The sequence below is a fragment of the Chengkuizengella axinellae genome (assembly GCF_030730905.1).
GTDB classification, from domain to species: Bacteria; Bacillota; Bacilli; order Paenibacillales; family KCTC-33759; genus Chengkuizengella; species Chengkuizengella axinellae.
On the sequence record NZ_JAVAMP010000001.1, the window covers coordinates 551637 to 569091 of the forward strand.

Below are 17455 nucleotides of genomic sequence, written 5' to 3' on the forward strand. Positions count from 1 at the left end.
TATCAAATTAAATGAAAAATAACCTTTAAAGGGTTGAGACTAACATGAGCAAATGGATTTATACAACCATAACTTCAATTGTTTTTATTGTGCTGATTTTAATTTCAGGTTTGGATCAAAATCCTTCTGAATTAAAAAATATAAAATTAGGCGTAAAAACTCACGATATCATGACCTCTTCAAAACCAGTAGTCATGATTCTTGTTGACTCTTTAATGGATGAGTCATTGCAAAAGGTCATTCAAAATGGAGAAGCTCCGGTTTTAAAATTTTTGATAGATAAAGGAAAGTATTTCTCAAAAGTAGTTAGTAGTTATCCCACGATGTCAGTGACGATAGACAGTACATTGTTAACGGGAGGATATGCTCATCAGCATCACGTTCCAGGGTTAGTTTGGTTTCATCACGAGGAAAATCGAGTAGTATCTTATGGCAGTGGATTTAAAGAAATTTGGAAACAAGGCATTCAACATATCATATTGGATAGTTTAAAGGATTTAAATGCTAAACATTTAAACCCTGATACAAAAACAATTTTTGAGGATCTTTCAAATAAAGGAATCGATAGTGCATCTATTAATGGATTAATTTTTAGGGGAGATACAAAACAAATTATTCATCTTCCTGATACCTTTGCTAGATACAGTGATTTACCTGAAAAAATAAATGTAAATGCTCCATCCGTTTTTTCTTTAGGAAGTTTGTCACAAATGAATCCAAGCAATCAAACCCACCATGTATGGCAAAAGTTTGGTGTGAATGACCCATTTTCTGTGAATGAATTATTGTTTTTATTGGAGAATCATCAGCTTCCGCCTTTTTCATTAGTATACTTTCCAAATAATGATCAAGTTGTACATAAAAAAGGACCCGAGGAAACAGAGGGGATAATAGAGGTAGACAAACAACTGCAAAGGATTGTTAATGCTTTTCCTACTTGGGAGGATGCAATAAATGAAGTGAGTTGGGTGATTTTGGGGGATAGTGGACAATCGACTATTATTAACGATAAAGAGAAAAGTTTAATAAAGTTGAAAACTTTGCTGAATGATTATCATATTTATGAACTTGGGACCAAAGTGATGGAACAGGATCAAATCGTATTATGTGTGAATGAGCGAATGACTTATGTTTATGTATTAGATGATAATGTGTCATTACAAGAAATGGCAGAGAAAATGAAACAAGAACATCGTATTGATTTTATTGCTTGGAAAGAGGATGAATCTGTCAAGGTCATTTCACCGGATCATACAGAAATTTTAACTTTTCAACCAAATTCAAAGCACAAGGATATTTATGATCAATCTTGGCTTGTAGATGGGAATTTAGAAGTCTTAGATCTCAAGTACGAGAATAATCAAATACAATATAAAACTTACCCTGATGCGCTCGCAAGGTTATATGGAGCATTAAATTCACATCAAGGTAGGTTTTTAGTCACAGATGCCAAAATAGGATATGAATTTACAGATGATTACTCACCTACTCATTTAGGAGGAGGTGGGCACGGCTCATTACATGAAAAAGATTCATATGTACCGATGATTGTAACAGGTACTCATTCATATCCAAAGCATGCCCGGATGATAGATATTAAGGATTGGTTATTGCAATTAATTACAGGGCGTGGAAATTCTCCTAGTTTAGAAAACCCGTAGCTTAATTTTAATTTTGTGGGACAGTTGTGAATACACGTTGGAGCCTCTTAATTCCAACCTCCATCTGTTCTTTTGCAGTATAGGTGAAATTTAATCTCATTGTGTTTTTTAATGTTTCACCTGTATAGAATACAGAGCCTGGTACAAAGGCTACACCTTCTTTTACTGCTTTTTTTAATAACTCTGTCGCATCAATACTTGAATCATTTAGAGTCAACCAAAGGAACATTCCGCCTTGAGGATCAACCCACTTTGCAGGGATTTCATATTGAAGCAATAGCTGAGTCATTAAGTTTTTTCTTTGTTCGTATTCATGACTAACGTTTAAAATGTGTTGATCAAGATCAAAGTCCCTTAATAAAAAGTAAAGTGCTTGTTGGTCCACCATACTGGAATGTAAATCTGCTGCTTGTTTTGCTTTTGTAATTTGTTGAATGATAGATGATTCCCCTACTACCCAACCAATACGGAGAGCAGGTATAACTGTTTTTGAAAATGTGCTTGTATAAATAACAGGGTTGAATTCATCAGATTCATTGTTTAGAGAATAAATAGATGGAATTCCTGATGTTTCATTAAATTGAATCTCACCGTAAGGATCATCTTCAATGATAATCGTTTCATGTTGTTTGCATATATTTAGTATGCCTTGTTTTCTTTCATTGCTCCAAAATCGACCTGTTGGATTTGCGAAAGTAGGTGTTACGTAGATAAATTTGGGACGGTGTCGAGTTATTTTTTCCTTCAAATCGTTAAGATGTATACCATCATCATCGCTTTTTACACCAACTACCTTTGCTCCATACCCTTCAAATACTTGTAATGCGGCTAAATATGTAGGGTTTTCAACTAAGATGGTGTCTCCTGGATTAATAAAAATTCTTGTAATTAGATCGATAGCTTGCTGCGAACCAGTAGTAATCTGGATTTGATCTTCATTTACTACCATTCCTTTTTTCTTCATTCTTTGACATATTTGCTTTCTTAATGGAATGTGACCTTCTGTAATTCCATATTGCAATGATTTTTTTCCTTGATCAAACACTTTGTTAAATGCTTCTTTCATGGCGTGATCGGGAAAAAAATCTTCAGCTGGCAAACCTCCAGCAAAAGAGATTATATCATTCCCCTGAGTTAACTTTAAGATTTCACGAGTTGCTGACGTTTTTAATTGTTGAATTGTATTTGAAAACTGGAGTTTCATTCACATCTCCCCTTTATCCCTTTATCATGCTAATGTTTAATAATGATTTTTACACAGAGTGGTAGAAATAAGCAAGAACATTTTTATGAAAAAAACAAATTGTTTTGTTGAAATCGATTTTCTTTACGGATTGATATACGATATAATGAGGAAAATTATAAATGAAATAAGTAACAACTAGAAGGAGATGGATACCTAAATGCAAAAAAAAGATAAAAAAACTAGGGTTGTTGTTATAGGTATAGGTGCAGTTGGTTCAACAACAGCTTATACATTGTTGCTTCGTGAAAGAATGACCGAACTTGTATTAATTGATTATAATAAACAAAAGGCTGTTGGTGATGCTTTAGATATGAATCACGGATTGCCATTTACTGGTAAAACAAAAGTGTGGGCTGGAGATTATGAGGATTGTGCTGAAGCAGATATCGTAATTATCGCTGCGGGTGCCGCTCAAAAACAGGGAGAAACAAGACTGGATCTTTTAAAGAAAAATGTCATGATATTTGATAGCATAATTGAAAATGTAACAAAGTACAATAAACATGGGATTTTATTAATTGCCTCTAATCCAGTAGACATTATGTCTTACTTCTCCTGGAAAAAATCTGGGTTTCCTAAAAATAGAGTGATAGGATCTGGAACTTTGTTGGATAGTTCAAGATTTAAATATCTAATAGGTGAAAAAATGAATGTCGATCCGCGCAGTATACATGCTAAAATTATTGGAGAACATGGTGACTCTGAAGTACCGGTTTGGAGTTTGGCTAATTTTGCAGGGATGCCACTTTCACTCACTGAGGATGACAAAAAAGAAATTTTTGAAAATACTAGGGATGCTGCTTATCAGATCATTCAAGCTAAAGGCTCCACATATTATGCGATTGCATTGGCATTAGATCGGATTTGTACTGCTATTCTAAGGGATGAAAGTGCAGTTCTTAATGTCTCTACATACATTGATGATTATCAAGGCGTTTCAGATGTTTATATAGGTATTCCTTGTATAGTGGATCAATCTGGAGTAAGAGAAGTAGTTCCTATTTCATTAACTGAGGAAGAGCAGGGGAATTTCCAACAATCGGCACAAAAAATGAAGGAACAAATTGAAAAAATTAATGAAGAATTGGATAAATAATCAATCAAGGTATTTAACCAAACGAAATCGACGAATTTTTAACGCTGGGATAATGGTTTTTTGTTATCCTAGCGTTATTTTTTTACACTTTAATCATTTATATACTAATCTGCGAGTTTACTTTATCTTATTGTAGAAGCATATAGTATATTAAAGATAAAAAAAGGGAGATGTGTACATTGAAGAAGATAATGATGCTGAGTTTAATCCTTTTTCTTACTGCATGTAGTGGGACAGATGCACTTGAAAAATTAAAAAAGGAATATCCTGAGTCTGTAAAAGTGGTAATAGAAGAACTACCTAAAGAAATACAAGAAAAAATTGCTGTGCCGACTAAATTTCCATTTGAAGTTACTCATGTCACAGCTTACAATAGCGGAAATCCCTTGGAAGACCCTATGGAAGTTATCAATACTGAATTTGTTTTTAGTGACGGAGAAAGTGTGAATATGCATTTATATATTTACCATACTGATTTCACTTTTCATCCAGATGATGATGAATTAGATACAGTAACACTAATGGATGATTCTATTGCTTATTATAATGTGAGTGATGGAAATTTTAAATCGATTCGTTGGAAAAAAGAAGAAAAGGATTTTTCAATTATGCTTGTTAGTGTTAAAGATGAAGTGTTTTCTCTAGAGGATTTAGTAGAAGTTGTAAATTCAATAGAATATTAAAACCAACAGAATTCCGAATAACCTTATATAGAGCGATATAATGGTCTTATTTTAAGCCCCGAAATCCCCTTGTTTTTGTATGATTAATTGAATGAAGTGAGATAAGACCTTAGAATTCCCCTTTTTACCCACTCCCTCCACCGTAGTCTGTACCTTTAAAATATGAGGAATTCTGGAATTTTTCTTCTGAAGACTCTCCCTCTTTATTTGTAATGATCTGCTGTTGTTTTTGGTCAGTTTTTTTTCTGTCTTCTTTTATAGATATTACAATTGCGGTAAAAAATAATGAAGCAAGAACTACGAAGATCAAAATCCAAACGAACATCATAAAAATCACTCCCTTTTCACAATTTTCAAAAAAATGTGATATATATCTATTTTACATGGATCAAAAAATAATCACAAATTAAAAATATGAATTTAGGAGTGATCAATGTACTATAGAACCTTAGAACCCTTTATATTGGGGTTCTTCATTTTCCAATTGTTGAACTCTTGTTCCTAATTGATCGACAAGTTGTTGTGTAGTTTGAGCACAGTTCTCGAACATGGTTTTTGCAGATTGATTTTGGGTACTTAGGGCAAACTGTTCTAAACTGGCTTGAGCACTTTTTAAAGACGCTAAGCAGGATTTTACATCAGAAGCTACTGTCAATTTAAACACCTCTTATATATTTTTAAAGTTCTTTTCTTCACTAACTCCCCTTGAATTATGATCTATATCGTATCGTATCTTCCCCAATATTTAATCAATTCATGAATGGAAAAAAAATAAAATTCATAACCTATGCCAACATTGCAGATAATGAATAGTAAAACAAGACAAACAAGGAGTGAATATATTGCTGCCTGATTGGATTCATATTGTTTGGAAGTCATTAACTGCGATAATCCTTATGTTTTTGTTAACTCGGTTTTTACTTGGAAATAGACAAATTTCAGAATTGAACTATTTTCAGTATATCGTTGGAATCACGATAGGAAGTTTGGCTGGATTCAGTTCAATAAATATTATGAATTGGAGCTCTGGGTTAATTGCCCTAATCGTTTGGGCTTTTGTTGCATATTTAATTGAAATGCTGCTACTGAAAAGCAAAAAAATACGTGATGTGATGGAAGGAAAAGGAACGATATTAATCAAAGAAGGAAAAATATTGGAAGACAATATGAAGAGTGTCAAATATAACACAGATGACTTACTGTCACAATTAAGAAAGAAAAATGCATTCAAAGTGGCCGATGTTGAGTTTGCTGTATTGGAAACGTCTGGTGACTTATCTGTTTTATTAAAAAGAGAAAATCTACCGATTACAGCTCAACATCTAGGGATGAAACTGCCTAACGAACAAGAACCACAAACTGTAATCATGGATGGGAATGTAATCAATGAGCCATTAGCCACAATAGGTTTAAACCGTGAATGGTTACATACAGAATTAGAAAAAATAGGAGTAACAATTGAAAATGTATTTTTAGCTCAAGTAGATAATTACGGGGAGTTGTATGTTGATTTATACGATGATCAGCTTAAAATTCCAGAACCACAGCAAAGGGCCATACTATTATCCACCTTAAAAAAATGTGCAGCTGATCTAGAGCTGTTTTGCTTGTCTACTGAAAATGAAGCAGCCAAACAAATGTATGAGCAAAGCTTAATGAAAATGAACAAAATGATTTCTAGATTGAAACCACTTTTACAATAAGGAGTTTTCTTATGGCAAATAAAAAGAAAAAGACTTTAACAGCAACACAGCAGCAGTATCAATCCTTTGCGAAAGAACGGGAACCGCAGCGTCCTGTGATTAAGAATTCTATCCGTGCTTTTTTTGCAGGGGGTACCATTTGCTTCATTGGACAGGGTATTCAAGATGCCATGGTTCATTGGTTTCATTTTGATGAAGAAAAAGCGGGTGATCCAACAGTTGCTATTCTAATCCTTATTTCAGTGATATTAACAAGTTTGGGTATTTACGATAAATTTGCTCAATGGGCAGGAGCGGGCTCTGCTGTTCCAGTTACAGGGTTTGCTAATTCTATGTGTTCTGCTGCATTAGAACATCGAAGTGAAGGTTATGTATTAGGTGTAGGTGGTAATATGTTTAAGTTAGCAGGATCCGTTATTGTATTTGGTGTTGTTGCTGCGTTTATTATAGGGATTATTCATATTTTCTTAGGGACTGGAGGCGCTTAATGATGTTGCAGGGCCATCAAAGCTGGAAATTTGAAAATAAGCCTGTTATTATTTCTTCCGCTGCAATCGTGGGTCCTGAAGAAGGAAAAGGACCTCTTGTGAATGATTTTGATATCATTCATGAGGATAATTGGTTAGGTCAAGACAGCTGGGAAAAAGCAGAGCAAAAATTCATGGAAGAAGCAGCAAAACTGGCTGTAAAAAAAGCAAGTTTAAGAACAGAAGATATCGACTTTTATTTAGGTGGAGATCTAATGAATCAAATCATCAGCAGCAGCTTTACTGCTAGAACATTAGCAGTGCCTTATGTGGGCGTATTTGGCGCATGTTCAACTTCGATGGTTAGTTTATCGATATCTTCATTATTCGTAAATTCAGGGGCAGCAAATCACGTAGTTTGCGGGGCGTGTAGCCATAATAGTTCAGTAGAAAAACAATTTAGGTATCCAACTGAATATGGTTCGCAAAAACCGCCAACAGCGCAATATACAGTTACTGGAGCAGGGGCATCGGTGATTGCTAAAGAAGGTAGTGGACCTAAGGTTGTAGGTGCAACTGTTGGAAAAGTAGTGGACATGGGTATCACAGATCCATTTAATATGGGAGTAGCGATGGCACCAGCTGCAGTAGATACGATCGAGGCTCATTTAAGGGATTTTCAAATTACACCTGATTATTACGATTTAATTGTGACTGGAGATTTAGCAAAGGTTGGTCATCAAATTGCTTCAGATTTATTTCACAAACATAAAATTCCAATCGATCAAACCGAATTCAATGATTGTGGATTAATGATTTATGAATTGGATGAATATTTAATTATAGCTGGTGGAAGCGGATGTGGATGTTCAGCTGTAGTTACTTATGGACATTTAATGAAAAAATTACGAACTGGGGAATTAAATCGAATACTGGTTGTAGCTACAGGTGCATTGCATTCACCCATTTCTTATCAGCAAGGTGAAAGTATTCCTTGTATTGCACACGCAGTAAGTATAGAAAGTGAAAAATGAAAGAGGTGAACAGTTCATGCAATATTTTTGGGCATTTATTGTTGGAGGTGGAGTATGTGTCATTGGGCAATTCTTACTGGATGTAGGAAGAATGACACCAGCTCATACTATGAGTACACTTGTTGTGGCAGGTGCAGTTCTTGATGGCATTGGTTGGTATGAACCATTTATTGATTTTGCGGGAGCAGGTGCCACAGTGCCAATAACAAGCTTTGGTAACGCACTAGTTCATGGAGCTTTAGCTGAGTTGGAGAGAGATGGATATATAGGAGTAATGACAGGAATTTTTGAGGTGACAAGTGCGGGTGTTTCAGCGGCGATTATTTTCTCATTTCTCGCTTCCCTGGTATTTAAACCTAAAGGGTGATTTCAAAAAAAAGATGGATCTGCTTCTTCAATAAACAAAATCATCTTATTGCAGAAGCAGGTTAAATATTGAACAGTCATGTTTGTAATTTTTTTAATGCTTCCTGGCTCATTTTATCTGGACTCCAAGGAGGATCCCAGACGAGATCAACTTCCACTCTGTTAACTCCATCCAGACTTACAACTGCAGCTTCCACTCCACTTGTAATACTGTCATGGAGAGGACATCCAGGGGTGGTTAATGTCATTTGGATATACACATCGTTTAGTTTCGTGATTTCAATTTCATAAATCAACCCTAAATCCACAACATTAATATTTAACTCAGGATCAATGACGGTTCTCAATTTATCATAAATTTGATCAGTTAAATTCTTCATTTTATAACCTCCATTTTGATCGGCGTGGTCTTTATTACACAGTTGATTGCTATTTGTATTGTCTTAAAACATTTATAATCGCAGCACCATACACAATAGAAAGAATAGTTAAAATTCCTTGAAATAAATTGAATCCAGCTTGAGATGAATACAAAATAGCAAGAGCTACACCCCATACGGATATAGAAAAGGAGTAAAATAATAAAACTCCTAGTTTATCATTCACCATATCTTTCAATACAGGTACATCAGCTTTACCCACTTTCTCACTGTATCGATACGTCCACCATAAAAAGGGTACAATTTTATATAAATAACCCATAATACTAAAAATAATCCAGTTAAAAATATAGAGATAGGTGAATATACCTATAAAGGACATCGATAAATCAAAAAACAAAACATTCAACATCACCATAAGGTGCAGAATCCAACCAAAAATAATGGCAACCAAAGAGAACATAAAAGCTCGATCAAGTTTTTTCTTTAGTCGCTTTTTCAAAATTTCTCTTATGTGAATGACAAAAAAACTAAATCCTAAAAAGAGTAAACTAAAACTTAATTTCAAAAAAATCTCATTATCAATCCAAAAAGAGATGATTCCAAACAACAAACCTGCAACATAAGTTCCGTATACATAGATGCTTCTTTTCATGGTATACCCATGTGATAAAGAAAACATAGGCACCATTTTATATGAAAATCCAAAAATTAAAAGAGTGAACCACCCAGCTAAACCTAATAAAATATGAGTTTTTAATAAAGCAAAATGATTCATGATTTCATTGTTTAAGACCAGGTTTGCTACTAATAAAATGCCTAGGCTGATTGTTAATAACAGACAAAGTAAAGCAGTGCCTACAAAGACTGTTAGAATGTTTTTACTAGCTTGTTTTTTTATCGTTTTCCACATTTGAAATAAAAACATAACAATTCCCAACACGGTAAGTCCTGCAGTAAACATAGCGATTTCAATGTAATAGGCTAGTGATAATGAGAAGCCAACAATACCAATAGCAGATATGGAAAATTGAATGAAACCAAATTTTTCACTCCATATTGGAGTTAGGAAAACAACAGGTACTAACTGATACATCGCTCCCATGGCAACCATCATTACCCAACCCAGCAACAATAAGTGAGCTGCCATCCAAACTTCGGGAATACGAAAAATGCCTTGAACAATCATATCTCCATTTTTAAGCAAAATAAACTGAGAAGTAATGAATGCTGCTAAACTAAATAAAATAAAGGATAGGGGAAGTGCAATATTTGTTTTTGTTTCTGTATTTAATGAAGGGTTCAATTGTATATTCACCCTTTCTTCTGAATGATAATTTTATAGCTACCATCATCCTGCGATATTGTTTCATAATCAAAACCACGTTCATTTAACTCAGCATATAGAAACATAGGTTGGCGATCATTTATTGCAATAAGCTCCTCTCCATCTTTTAGTTCCTCAAGAGCCTGCAGTATTCTCACCATTGGTTGAGGGGGTTCTAATCCACGGTTATTTATTTTCATATTCATTCACCAGATTTCGAAAATGTAATTTTCCAGTGCTTTTCATCCATTTGTTCAGCTTGATGTTGAAAACCTTTAGATTTCATCACTTTGAACAAAGGTACAGGTTTAAATGTGGCATGGAGAATAAATAAGTCGTTTGGACCTACGCTTTTAACGGCTTCCATTATTTTTTTGAAGGGGTCTAATTTATTTTTTAAGTCTACTCTTACATCTAATTCCACAATTTTTTTACCTTCTTGCTTCAGTTGTTCTTTCATGTCAAAGCCTCCTAAGACAAAGTATTGGTTATGATTTAATGATAATCATTTTCATTGTAAAAATATGTGATATGAATCACACCCAACCCAATCTGTTAGAATTTTAAATAGAAAAATAGTTCACCTGCAGGTGAACTTAAGAATATTTCATTTTCTAAATCGAGAACCTACGTCTTCTTCATATTAAAACAATTCTTCTTTAAGTTTTTCAACATGGATTAAAAACCCTAATTCATTTTCAATTAATAAATTTTTCTTTTTGAATTGGTTCAAGGTTCTATTGATGGTTTCTCTAGTGGAACCAATCATGTTGGCTAGTTCTCTATTCGTAAATTGCGTGGTGAGTTGTACAAAACCATTTTCTGCAGATTCACCGTGTTTTCTTCCCAATCGAATAAGCAGCATAATAATTTGCTCATACGTATTATGTAAAATTTTTTCTTCCAAACGGTTTTGCAAGTCAATGATTTTCTCACCCATGACCTTAAATAATTTGATACTGACCCCAGGGTATTGCAATAGCATCTTTTCAAAGTCTTTAATAGAGATTACGAATAAAGTTGATTCTTCTACAATTTCAGCGTGTGCTGGATAATTGCCTTGTCTAAAAAATCCAACATGAGGGAACATTTCACCTTTTCTTAGAATAGATACGATTTGCTCTTTTCCGCTAAGATCCGTTTTATATATTTTTAACTTTCCGCTATGAATAAAGAAAACTCGATCTAACGGATCTCCTTGCATAAAAACAAGCATGCGTTGTTTAAATTTTCTTAGCTGGGTAATATTTACTATAGCATCAAGTTCTTCATTAGATAATTCTTTGAATAATGGAATCTGATGCAAGAAGGATTTGATAGTCTCTACGTTCATTATATAACTTCTCCTTGTTCCCTTTCATATAACACTCTTCTCCTTAATATAAAGGAATGAATTTTTGATGTAAATATCATTTTGTGTGATTCCAATCACATAATGGTTAATTTTTAATGTATAAAATATGTTTAATTACCATATATGTATCCTTTACTTCAACATTAAGATGTATTACATAAACAAAAACTTACAGAGTTGGAGAGTTGACAGGATATAAATACAAATTTAGAACATAGGGAGTGGAGAGAAAATGGAGAATTTTTCATTTGAAGATATGTCAAAGATAAAGAGAGATTCATTAGGACATAATGTTCCGTTGGAATTGTTTCGTTCTATTCGATTAATAGGTATGTATCAAGGACTTCCCTTAAATGGAAAAGGGACAACTTCGGTAGTTGGGAAAAAAATTGGTGAGAACCTGTCTGTAAATTCAATGGATGAACTATTTGATGTATTTGAAAGGTTGAAAATTGGAATTCCTTCTGTTGTTAAACAAGATGAAAGTGGTTTTACTGTTGCGATAGAGGATTGCTTCTGTGAGGGGTTGCCCCAATTAGAGGGCAAGTATGTATGTGATTTAGAAGGAGCCATCATGCAGGGGGCTTTATCAAAATTATATAATAAAACAGTACGTGTAAGAGAAGTGAAATGTAATATTAATGGTGATGAAAGATGCGAATATGAAATCAAAATGTAACTTTTTTGAAACAGCCAAGTATGTTAAGTTGGCTGTTTTTTTTATACCATGAATTCAACGACTTCTCCAAGACCTCTTTAGAATTTTTGTTCCAATTTTTAAAAAATAAATATTTTAATGGAGTAAAGCGTAAGTTCAACTTCCTCTCTGTCTTCGCATAAATGCTTTCCAATAGATGAGTTTCCTTTATATATAAAAAAGTGTAACTCCCAATCTTGATATATGAGATATATACAAATTAATCTGTAAAATACACGGTACAAAAAAACGGAATATTCATGTAAAATAAAAGAATATATACAAGAGGAGGGGGAAATTGGAATGAAAGCGTTTACGAATGAAGAATTTACAGTTGCACAAGCTTTGAAGGAAAATTTAGAAACTTGTATCTTAGGAAAGTCTGAGGAAATAGATCTGTTGCTCACTGTATTGTTGGCTGAAGGACATGTGTTGTTGGAGGATGTCCCTGGAACAGGAAAAACAGTTTTAATTAAATCTTTAGCAAAATCTATTGACGGACAGTTTCATAGAATTCAATGCAATCCCGACTTACTGCCAACAGATATTACTGGTGTTTCCATATACCATCCGAAAGACGATTCTTTCATTTTTCGTCCTGGTCCTGTAATCACAAATATTCTACTTATTGATGAAATTAATAGAGCAACAACAAAAACACAAGCAGCATTACTGGAAGCAATGGAAGAAAAGAGTGTTACTGTAGATGGAATCAGTCATGAATTGCCAAAGCCGTTTATGATGTTGGCAACTCAAAATCCAATCGATTTTGCAGGTACATATTTACTACCAGAAGCTCAGTTAGATCGTTTTATGATGAAATTCAGTCTGGGATACCCGGATGAATCTACTGAATTAACAATGGTCAACGCATACAGTCAGAATAACCCAATGGTTAATTTGAAATCAGTTACCAATATGGATATGATTCTAACTATTCAAGAAAAGGTTAAACAGGTGCATATTGATCAAGCTGTAACTCAATATGCAATTACGATCGTTAGAGAGACGCGTCAACATAAATCCATTCTGTTAGGAGCAAGTCCAAGAGCTACTTTAGCTTTGATACACGCAGCTAAAGCGTTTGCTTTTATTAAACAAAGAGATTATGTAATTCCTGATGATATTAAACAATTAGCTCCATATGTATTAAATCATAGACTGATCTTACAATCAGATGTACGGATGGAAGGGAATACTGCAGATTCTGTTCTTCAATCTATTATGGAACAAGTAACCGTACCCGTTAGACTGCGAGTGGAGTAAGTATGATGTCAAATTTCTTGTCCAAACAAGCTGTAGCATCTCCTAATCAAAAGTTAAGATATTGGACTGTGTATTCCATTTTGTTCAGCAGTTTATTGTTTGTATTATTTCAGGGCGGTAAATTAGCCTATATGATTTTTATTATTGTTGTCATTTTATCGGTTTACATTCTTTCAGGAAAATGGAGTGGCATTGAATATGTGAAGGGGACAAGAGTTTTAACGAATCAAAAAGGTGTTAATGTACCTGGAGAGAGTCCAGTCCATGTTCAATTAAATTTTGATTTCCCTGGTTTTTGGCCATTGCCTTATGTCATTATTAGAGACCAATTAATTAGAAAAAATGGGGAAAGCTCTGTTTATGAATCTACCATCATACCTGATTGGAAGAGAAAAGGGGAAATACAGTATGTGATTCCGTCCTTAAAAAGAGGGTTTTATCACTTTTCAAATACAACTTGTTCAACAGAGGATATTTTTGGGATATTGGAACATCAAGGTAAAATCAAAATGAAATACTCCTTTAAGGTTTTGCCTAGAATCATCGATTTGCCTCGTTGGCAATTAATTGATGATGTAATGAAAGGGACTCAAAATTCTTCAATGATCACATTATCCTCAAGGGGAACCTCTCAGATTAATGGTGTTAGAGATTATGTATATGGAGATAGAATCTCTAGAATCCACTGGAATGCTACTGCAAAAACGGGTTCTTTAAAATCAAAAGATTTTGAACGTGAGTCTCTTCCAAGAATGATGATCATTTTAGACTGTGATCAAGGAGTTTATGAAAGCTCTAAACATTTTGAAACAGCGGTATCTGCTGCAGCTTCCTTCCTGAAATATGGAATTAAGAATCATCAAATTGCGCAAGGGTATATCTCATTTGGAAACAAACCAACCTATTTTGAACCAGCACAAGGAGAAACACAATACGATAATGTATTAAATCATTTAGTGGAGGTTGAACGAGAAGGTCATTATAGTTTAGTTGAAGCAATGAAGAAGCATAAAAGTTTTTTTTCAGAAGGCACTTTTTGTTTAGTCATTAGTCCGCGTAAAAATAATGACTTAATACAGACTTTAAATTGGATAAAACATTCGGATATGACCGGTTGTCATATTTGTGTTACTGATCCTTTTTCTTCTGAGTCAAGTATTCCTTGGTTTAAAACAATCCAATCTAAAGGGTATCATTGTATCGAAATCAAGCACTTAGACGATCTTCCTAATAAGCTAGGAGGTGAGTCTTAAGTATGTTTATTTTCTCGGCATTAAAGAACTTTTCCTTTAAGTTTATAAAACATCCTCAGCTTTTTAAAAAATTGAATTTATTATTATGGGGAATATTTTTGGTTCAATATGTAGAGTGGGTTTCAGTTTATTGGTGGGAATCCACAGGCAAAATTGTAGACTATGCTTTATTTATATTGATTGCAGCAGAAATATTCATCAACAAGTTGTTATATAAACGTTTATTTCAAGTGATTGGGATTTTATCAGCCCATTACTATGTGATTGGCTTTCAAACGATTGAGTACACAGAAGGTTTTTTTATTCCTGCAGTTCAATGGCTTTTTGCAAATGTGATTCACCTTCATCCTTATATTTGGTTTAGTGTAGTCATAGGGTTAATCTATTTTATTTTACTATCATGGGTGACCAGTTTTAAGAAAATCGGTATCCTTATTTTATTAACTATTATTGTGTTTTGCTCGGTAGATTCATTTACTGTGCATATTTTATGGGACCAAGTTGCTTTTATCATATTGAGTGGCCTATTGCTTTTAATTATAAATCATTATCATCATTTTAAAGCAAAACATCCGAAGAGTTGGTCTGAAATCATGGATTATCCGGAATCGTTTGTTACGCCAATCATTGTATTTGTTTCAGTTACGATTACATTGGGAAGTATGGCACCAGGTTTTGGTCCATTGCTAACAGACCCTTATACTGCATGGAAAAATGCAAAGGAAGCTGCTGCTATGGGTCAAGGTGAAGGGTTGCTCATAGATGAAAATACGACTTCTACTTCAGGTTATTCTAGAAACAATGAAGTGTTAGGTTTCGGGTTTGAATTTGACTATTCTTCAATAATGAGGGTTGAGAGTCCCCAAAGAAGTTATTGGAGAGGTGAAACCAGGTCTGTATATAATGGGAGCGGCTGGGAACTTAACGAATATGAAGCTGAAATGAATAGTGCGGTTTTCAGTTCAGAGAATTCATTGTCAATATCGAGTAAGTTTAATACTTCAAAATTAACAACAAAAGAAGTAGAGCAAAAAATAAGCATGATAAATGATGAAAATTATCCCGTTTTATTTGGTGCAGCGTCAATAAAATCAATCCTGACAATAAATGAGGATATTATTGAAAATAACGCACATGCTGTTTCATGGGATCCAAATCAACAATCTCTTTTTTGGACGTCAAATGAATATCCAGAATCTTATACGATTATATCTGAAGTTCCAGCGATTGAACCAGAGAAATTAAGAGAAGCCTCTACTGTGATTGGAACAGAGGAAGTGATGAACGCGTATCTCCAACTGCCTGAAAATGTACCAGAGAGAGTAAAGGGGCTTGCTGCACAAATTACTGAGAATGAAACGAATGATTACGATAAAGTAAAACAAATTGAAACGTATCTTTATGAAACTTATCCATATACCAATAAACCAGATTTGTCAAAAGGAAAAAGTTTAGACTTCGTGGATCGTTTTCTATTTGAAATAGAGGAAGGGTATTGTGATTACTATTCTACAGCAATGGTTGTCATGACTCGCTCCCTAGGGATCCCTGCTAGATGGGTGAAGGGGTATACATCAGGTGAAGAGGATTTCGAAGACGAATATGATTCTTTTATTATGGAGAAGCTTATGCAAAATGACAATTTTGATGACTTTGCTCTTGGGTATACGGTGCGTAATTCTAATGCACATTCTTGGGTAGAAGTATATTTCGATGGATATGGCTGGATTCCATTTGAACCAACAGCAGGATTTTATATACCAGAAGTTTATCTGCCGAATTTGAGTTCCTCAACTGATACTAATGCTTTTGATCTGTCAGATGAAGAAAACCTTGCATCTAATGAAGAACAATTTAATGTAGGTGACCTTGGTTTCAATACTATAGTAAGTATTCTATTCTTGATTTTATTAGCATTTATTATTGTTATTAAATTCGGAGCTATTAGGGTTTATTTACGAAGGATAGTAAAAATAACATTTAGAAAGACTACGAATGAAAAGGTTGTATTTGAATTTGAGAAGTTTTTAAAATTTGCAAATAAAAAAGGGTATGGGAAGAAGGAACATGAAACAATTAGGGAATTGATCAGCAGCTGGAAATCAACTTATTATTGGATGGAAAATGATTTTGATGAACTAATCATGATATTTGAACGAGCAAAATACAGTACTAAAAAAATTGAAACTGTGGAAGCTCAAAAAGCCCTACACATTCTTACTAGATTAAAAAAAGGTTTCTTTAAATAAATAGAATCAAGGTTCTTTTAAGGTAGAAAGAGAAAGGGATTTCTTTGATAGATATGCTGAAAGGTATTTATTTACATGCCTTTCAGTTTTTTTTGCAACAAAAAGGACATATATGGTATAGTTTGCGTATGAAATTAATTGAGGTGACAAGATTTGATCAGAAAGTTTTTACCTTATTTACATGTGAATTCAATTTATGAAATTGATATAGATGCTTTAAAAAAAGCAGGTGTTAAAGGAATTATCACTGACTTGGACAATACATTGGTAGGTGCAAAAGAAGCATTGGCAACACCTGAATTAATTGAATGGTTAAAACAGTTGGAGCAAGCAGGTTTTAAAGTCGTCATTGTTTCCAATAATAATCATGCAAGGGTGTCTACATTTGCTAAACCTTTAAACTTACCTTATTTGCCGAATGCTCGAAAACCAGCAAATCTAGCTTTCAAAAAAGCACTTCAAATGACGAAATTAAAACCATCTGAAATAGTAGTCATTGGTGATCAACTTTTAACTGATGTTTTTGGAGGGAATCGACTTGGTTTAAATACGATTTTAGTAAAACCAGTTTCAATTCATGAGGATTCTTTTTTTACAAGAATAAACCGAAGAGTAGAAAAAATCATTCTTTCCAAGTTAAAAAAGAAAGGTCTTATGCCTTGGGAGGATTAAT

20 protein-coding genes are annotated in these 17455 nt (G+C 33.9%); 12 read left to right on the top strand and 8 right to left on the bottom strand.

Annotation, left to right across the window (positions count from 1 at the left end; genetic code table 11):
- Positions 1-44 precede the first annotated feature (44 nt).
- Positions 45-1661, top strand: coding sequence for an alkaline phosphatase family protein (locus tag Q5Y73_RS02730; protein ID WP_305990304.1), 1617 nt, complete (start codon positions 45-47; stop codon positions 1659-1661).
- Positions 1662-1668: 7 nt separating this feature from the next.
- On the opposite strand, the gene Q5Y73_RS02735 is transcribed toward Q5Y73_RS02730, so the two are convergent.
- Entirely contained in the window at positions 1669-2865 is a 1197-nt protein-coding gene (locus Q5Y73_RS02735; RefSeq protein ID WP_305990305.1) for an aminotransferase-like domain-containing protein, read from the bottom strand.
- Between the two features lie 199 nt (positions 2866-3064).
- Here Q5Y73_RS02735 and Q5Y73_RS02740 point away from each other — a divergent pair, with 199 nt between their 5' ends.
- Positions 3065-4003 carry an L-lactate dehydrogenase gene (locus Q5Y73_RS02740; protein WP_305990306.1) on the top strand — a complete coding sequence of 313 codons (939 nt, stop codon included), beginning with the start codon at positions 3065-3067 and terminating at the stop codon, positions 4001-4003.
- 179 nt (positions 4004-4182) lie between these two features.
- On the top strand, positions 4183-4686 hold the full coding sequence (locus Q5Y73_RS02745) for a hypothetical protein (protein ID WP_305990307.1): 504 nt from the start codon (positions 4183-4185) through the stop codon (positions 4684-4686).
- A gap of 124 nt (positions 4687-4810) precedes the next feature.
- Here Q5Y73_RS02745 and Q5Y73_RS02750 read toward each other — a convergent pair whose 3' ends face one another.
- Both Q5Y73_RS02750 and Q5Y73_RS02755 read right to left on the bottom strand, forming a co-directional pair.
- Positions 4811-5014: a hypothetical protein gene (locus tag Q5Y73_RS02750; protein ID WP_305990308.1), complete on the bottom strand. Its 204-nt coding sequence runs from the start codon at positions 5012-5014 to the stop codon at positions 4811-4813.
- Between the two features lie 120 nt (positions 5015-5134).
- Entirely contained in the window at positions 5135-5341 is a 207-nt protein-coding gene (locus Q5Y73_RS02755) for a DUF1657 domain-containing protein (RefSeq protein WP_305990309.1), read from the bottom strand.
- Between the two features lie 187 nt (positions 5342-5528).
- Between Q5Y73_RS02755 and Q5Y73_RS02760 the strand changes: the two genes are divergently transcribed.
- From Q5Y73_RS02760 to spoVAE, 4 genes are read left to right on the top strand one after another with little or no spacing between them, the layout of a single operon-like run.
- Positions 5529-6389 (top strand): DUF421 domain-containing protein, encoded by an 861-nt coding sequence (locus Q5Y73_RS02760; protein ID WP_371320130.1) that lies wholly within the window; start codon positions 5529-5531, stop codon positions 6387-6389.
- An 11-nt stretch (positions 6390-6400) separates the two neighbouring features.
- Positions 6401-6877: a stage V sporulation protein AC gene (spoVAC, locus tag Q5Y73_RS02765; protein WP_305990310.1), complete on the top strand. Its 477-nt coding sequence runs from the start codon at positions 6401-6403 to the stop codon at positions 6875-6877.
- Positions 6878-6879: 2 nt separating this feature from the next.
- Complete coding sequence (spoVAD, locus tag Q5Y73_RS02770) at positions 6880-7890, top strand: stage V sporulation protein AD (RefSeq protein ID WP_305990853.1); 1011 nt, start codon at positions 6880-6882, stop codon at positions 7888-7890.
- 16 nt (positions 7891-7906) lie between these two features.
- Positions 7907-8257 (top strand): stage V sporulation protein AE, encoded by a 351-nt coding sequence (gene spoVAE / locus Q5Y73_RS02775; protein WP_305990311.1) that lies wholly within the window; start codon positions 7907-7909, stop codon positions 8255-8257.
- A 76-nt stretch (positions 8258-8333) separates the two neighbouring features.
- Here spoVAE and Q5Y73_RS02780 read toward each other — a convergent pair whose 3' ends face one another.
- The 5 genes from Q5Y73_RS02780 to Q5Y73_RS02800 form a co-directional block, all read right to left on the bottom strand.
- Complete coding sequence (locus tag Q5Y73_RS02780; protein WP_305990312.1) at positions 8334-8636, bottom strand: metal-sulfur cluster assembly factor; 303 nt, start codon at positions 8634-8636, stop codon at positions 8334-8336.
- Positions 8637-8685: 49 nt separating this feature from the next.
- Positions 8686-9942, bottom strand: coding sequence for a hypothetical protein (locus Q5Y73_RS02785; RefSeq protein ID WP_305990313.1), 1257 nt, complete (start codon positions 9940-9942; stop codon positions 8686-8688).
- Between the two features lie 8 nt (positions 9943-9950).
- Positions 9951-10163: a DUF2249 domain-containing protein gene (locus tag Q5Y73_RS02790; protein ID WP_305990314.1), complete on the bottom strand. Its 213-nt coding sequence runs from the start codon at positions 10161-10163 to the stop codon at positions 9951-9953.
- A 2-nt stretch (positions 10164-10165) separates the two neighbouring features.
- Positions 10166-10423 carry a DUF2249 domain-containing protein gene (locus Q5Y73_RS02795; protein ID WP_305990315.1) on the bottom strand — a complete coding sequence of 86 codons (258 nt, stop codon included), beginning with the start codon at positions 10421-10423 and terminating at the stop codon, positions 10166-10168.
- 183 nt (positions 10424-10606) lie between these two features.
- Complete coding sequence (locus Q5Y73_RS02800) at positions 10607-11296, bottom strand: Crp/Fnr family transcriptional regulator (protein ID WP_305990316.1); 690 nt, start codon at positions 11294-11296, stop codon at positions 10607-10609.
- A gap of 253 nt (positions 11297-11549) precedes the next feature.
- Here Q5Y73_RS02800 and Q5Y73_RS02805 point away from each other — a divergent pair, with 253 nt between their 5' ends.
- The 5 genes from Q5Y73_RS02805 to Q5Y73_RS02825 all read left to right on the top strand — a co-directional run bounded on the left by Q5Y73_RS02805 (position 11550) and on the right by Q5Y73_RS02825 (position 17454).
- Positions 11550-11996, top strand: a complete 447-nt coding sequence (locus Q5Y73_RS02805) for a V4R domain-containing protein (protein WP_305990317.1) — start codon at positions 11550-11552, stop codon at positions 11994-11996.
- Positions 11997-12317: 321 nt separating this feature from the next.
- Positions 12318-13280 carry an AAA family ATPase gene (locus tag Q5Y73_RS02810; protein WP_305990318.1) on the top strand — a complete coding sequence of 321 codons (963 nt, stop codon included), beginning with the start codon at positions 12318-12320 and terminating at the stop codon, positions 13278-13280.
- Between the two features lie 5 nt (positions 13281-13285).
- Positions 13286-14533 (top strand): DUF58 domain-containing protein, encoded by a 1248-nt coding sequence (locus Q5Y73_RS02815; protein ID WP_305990319.1) that lies wholly within the window; start codon positions 13286-13288, stop codon positions 14531-14533.
- Between the two features lie 2 nt (positions 14534-14535).
- The gene (locus tag Q5Y73_RS02820) at positions 14536-16782 is read left to right on the top strand and encodes a transglutaminase-like domain-containing protein (RefSeq protein WP_305990320.1); all 2247 of its coding nucleotides are present in this window, start codon (positions 14536-14538) and stop codon (positions 16780-16782) included.
- A 153-nt stretch (positions 16783-16935) separates the two neighbouring features.
- A complete protein-coding gene (locus tag Q5Y73_RS02825; RefSeq protein ID WP_305990321.1) occupies positions 16936-17454 on the top strand; it encodes a YqeG family HAD IIIA-type phosphatase in 519 nt (172 codons plus the stop codon).
- Position 17455 lies beyond the last annotated feature (1 nt).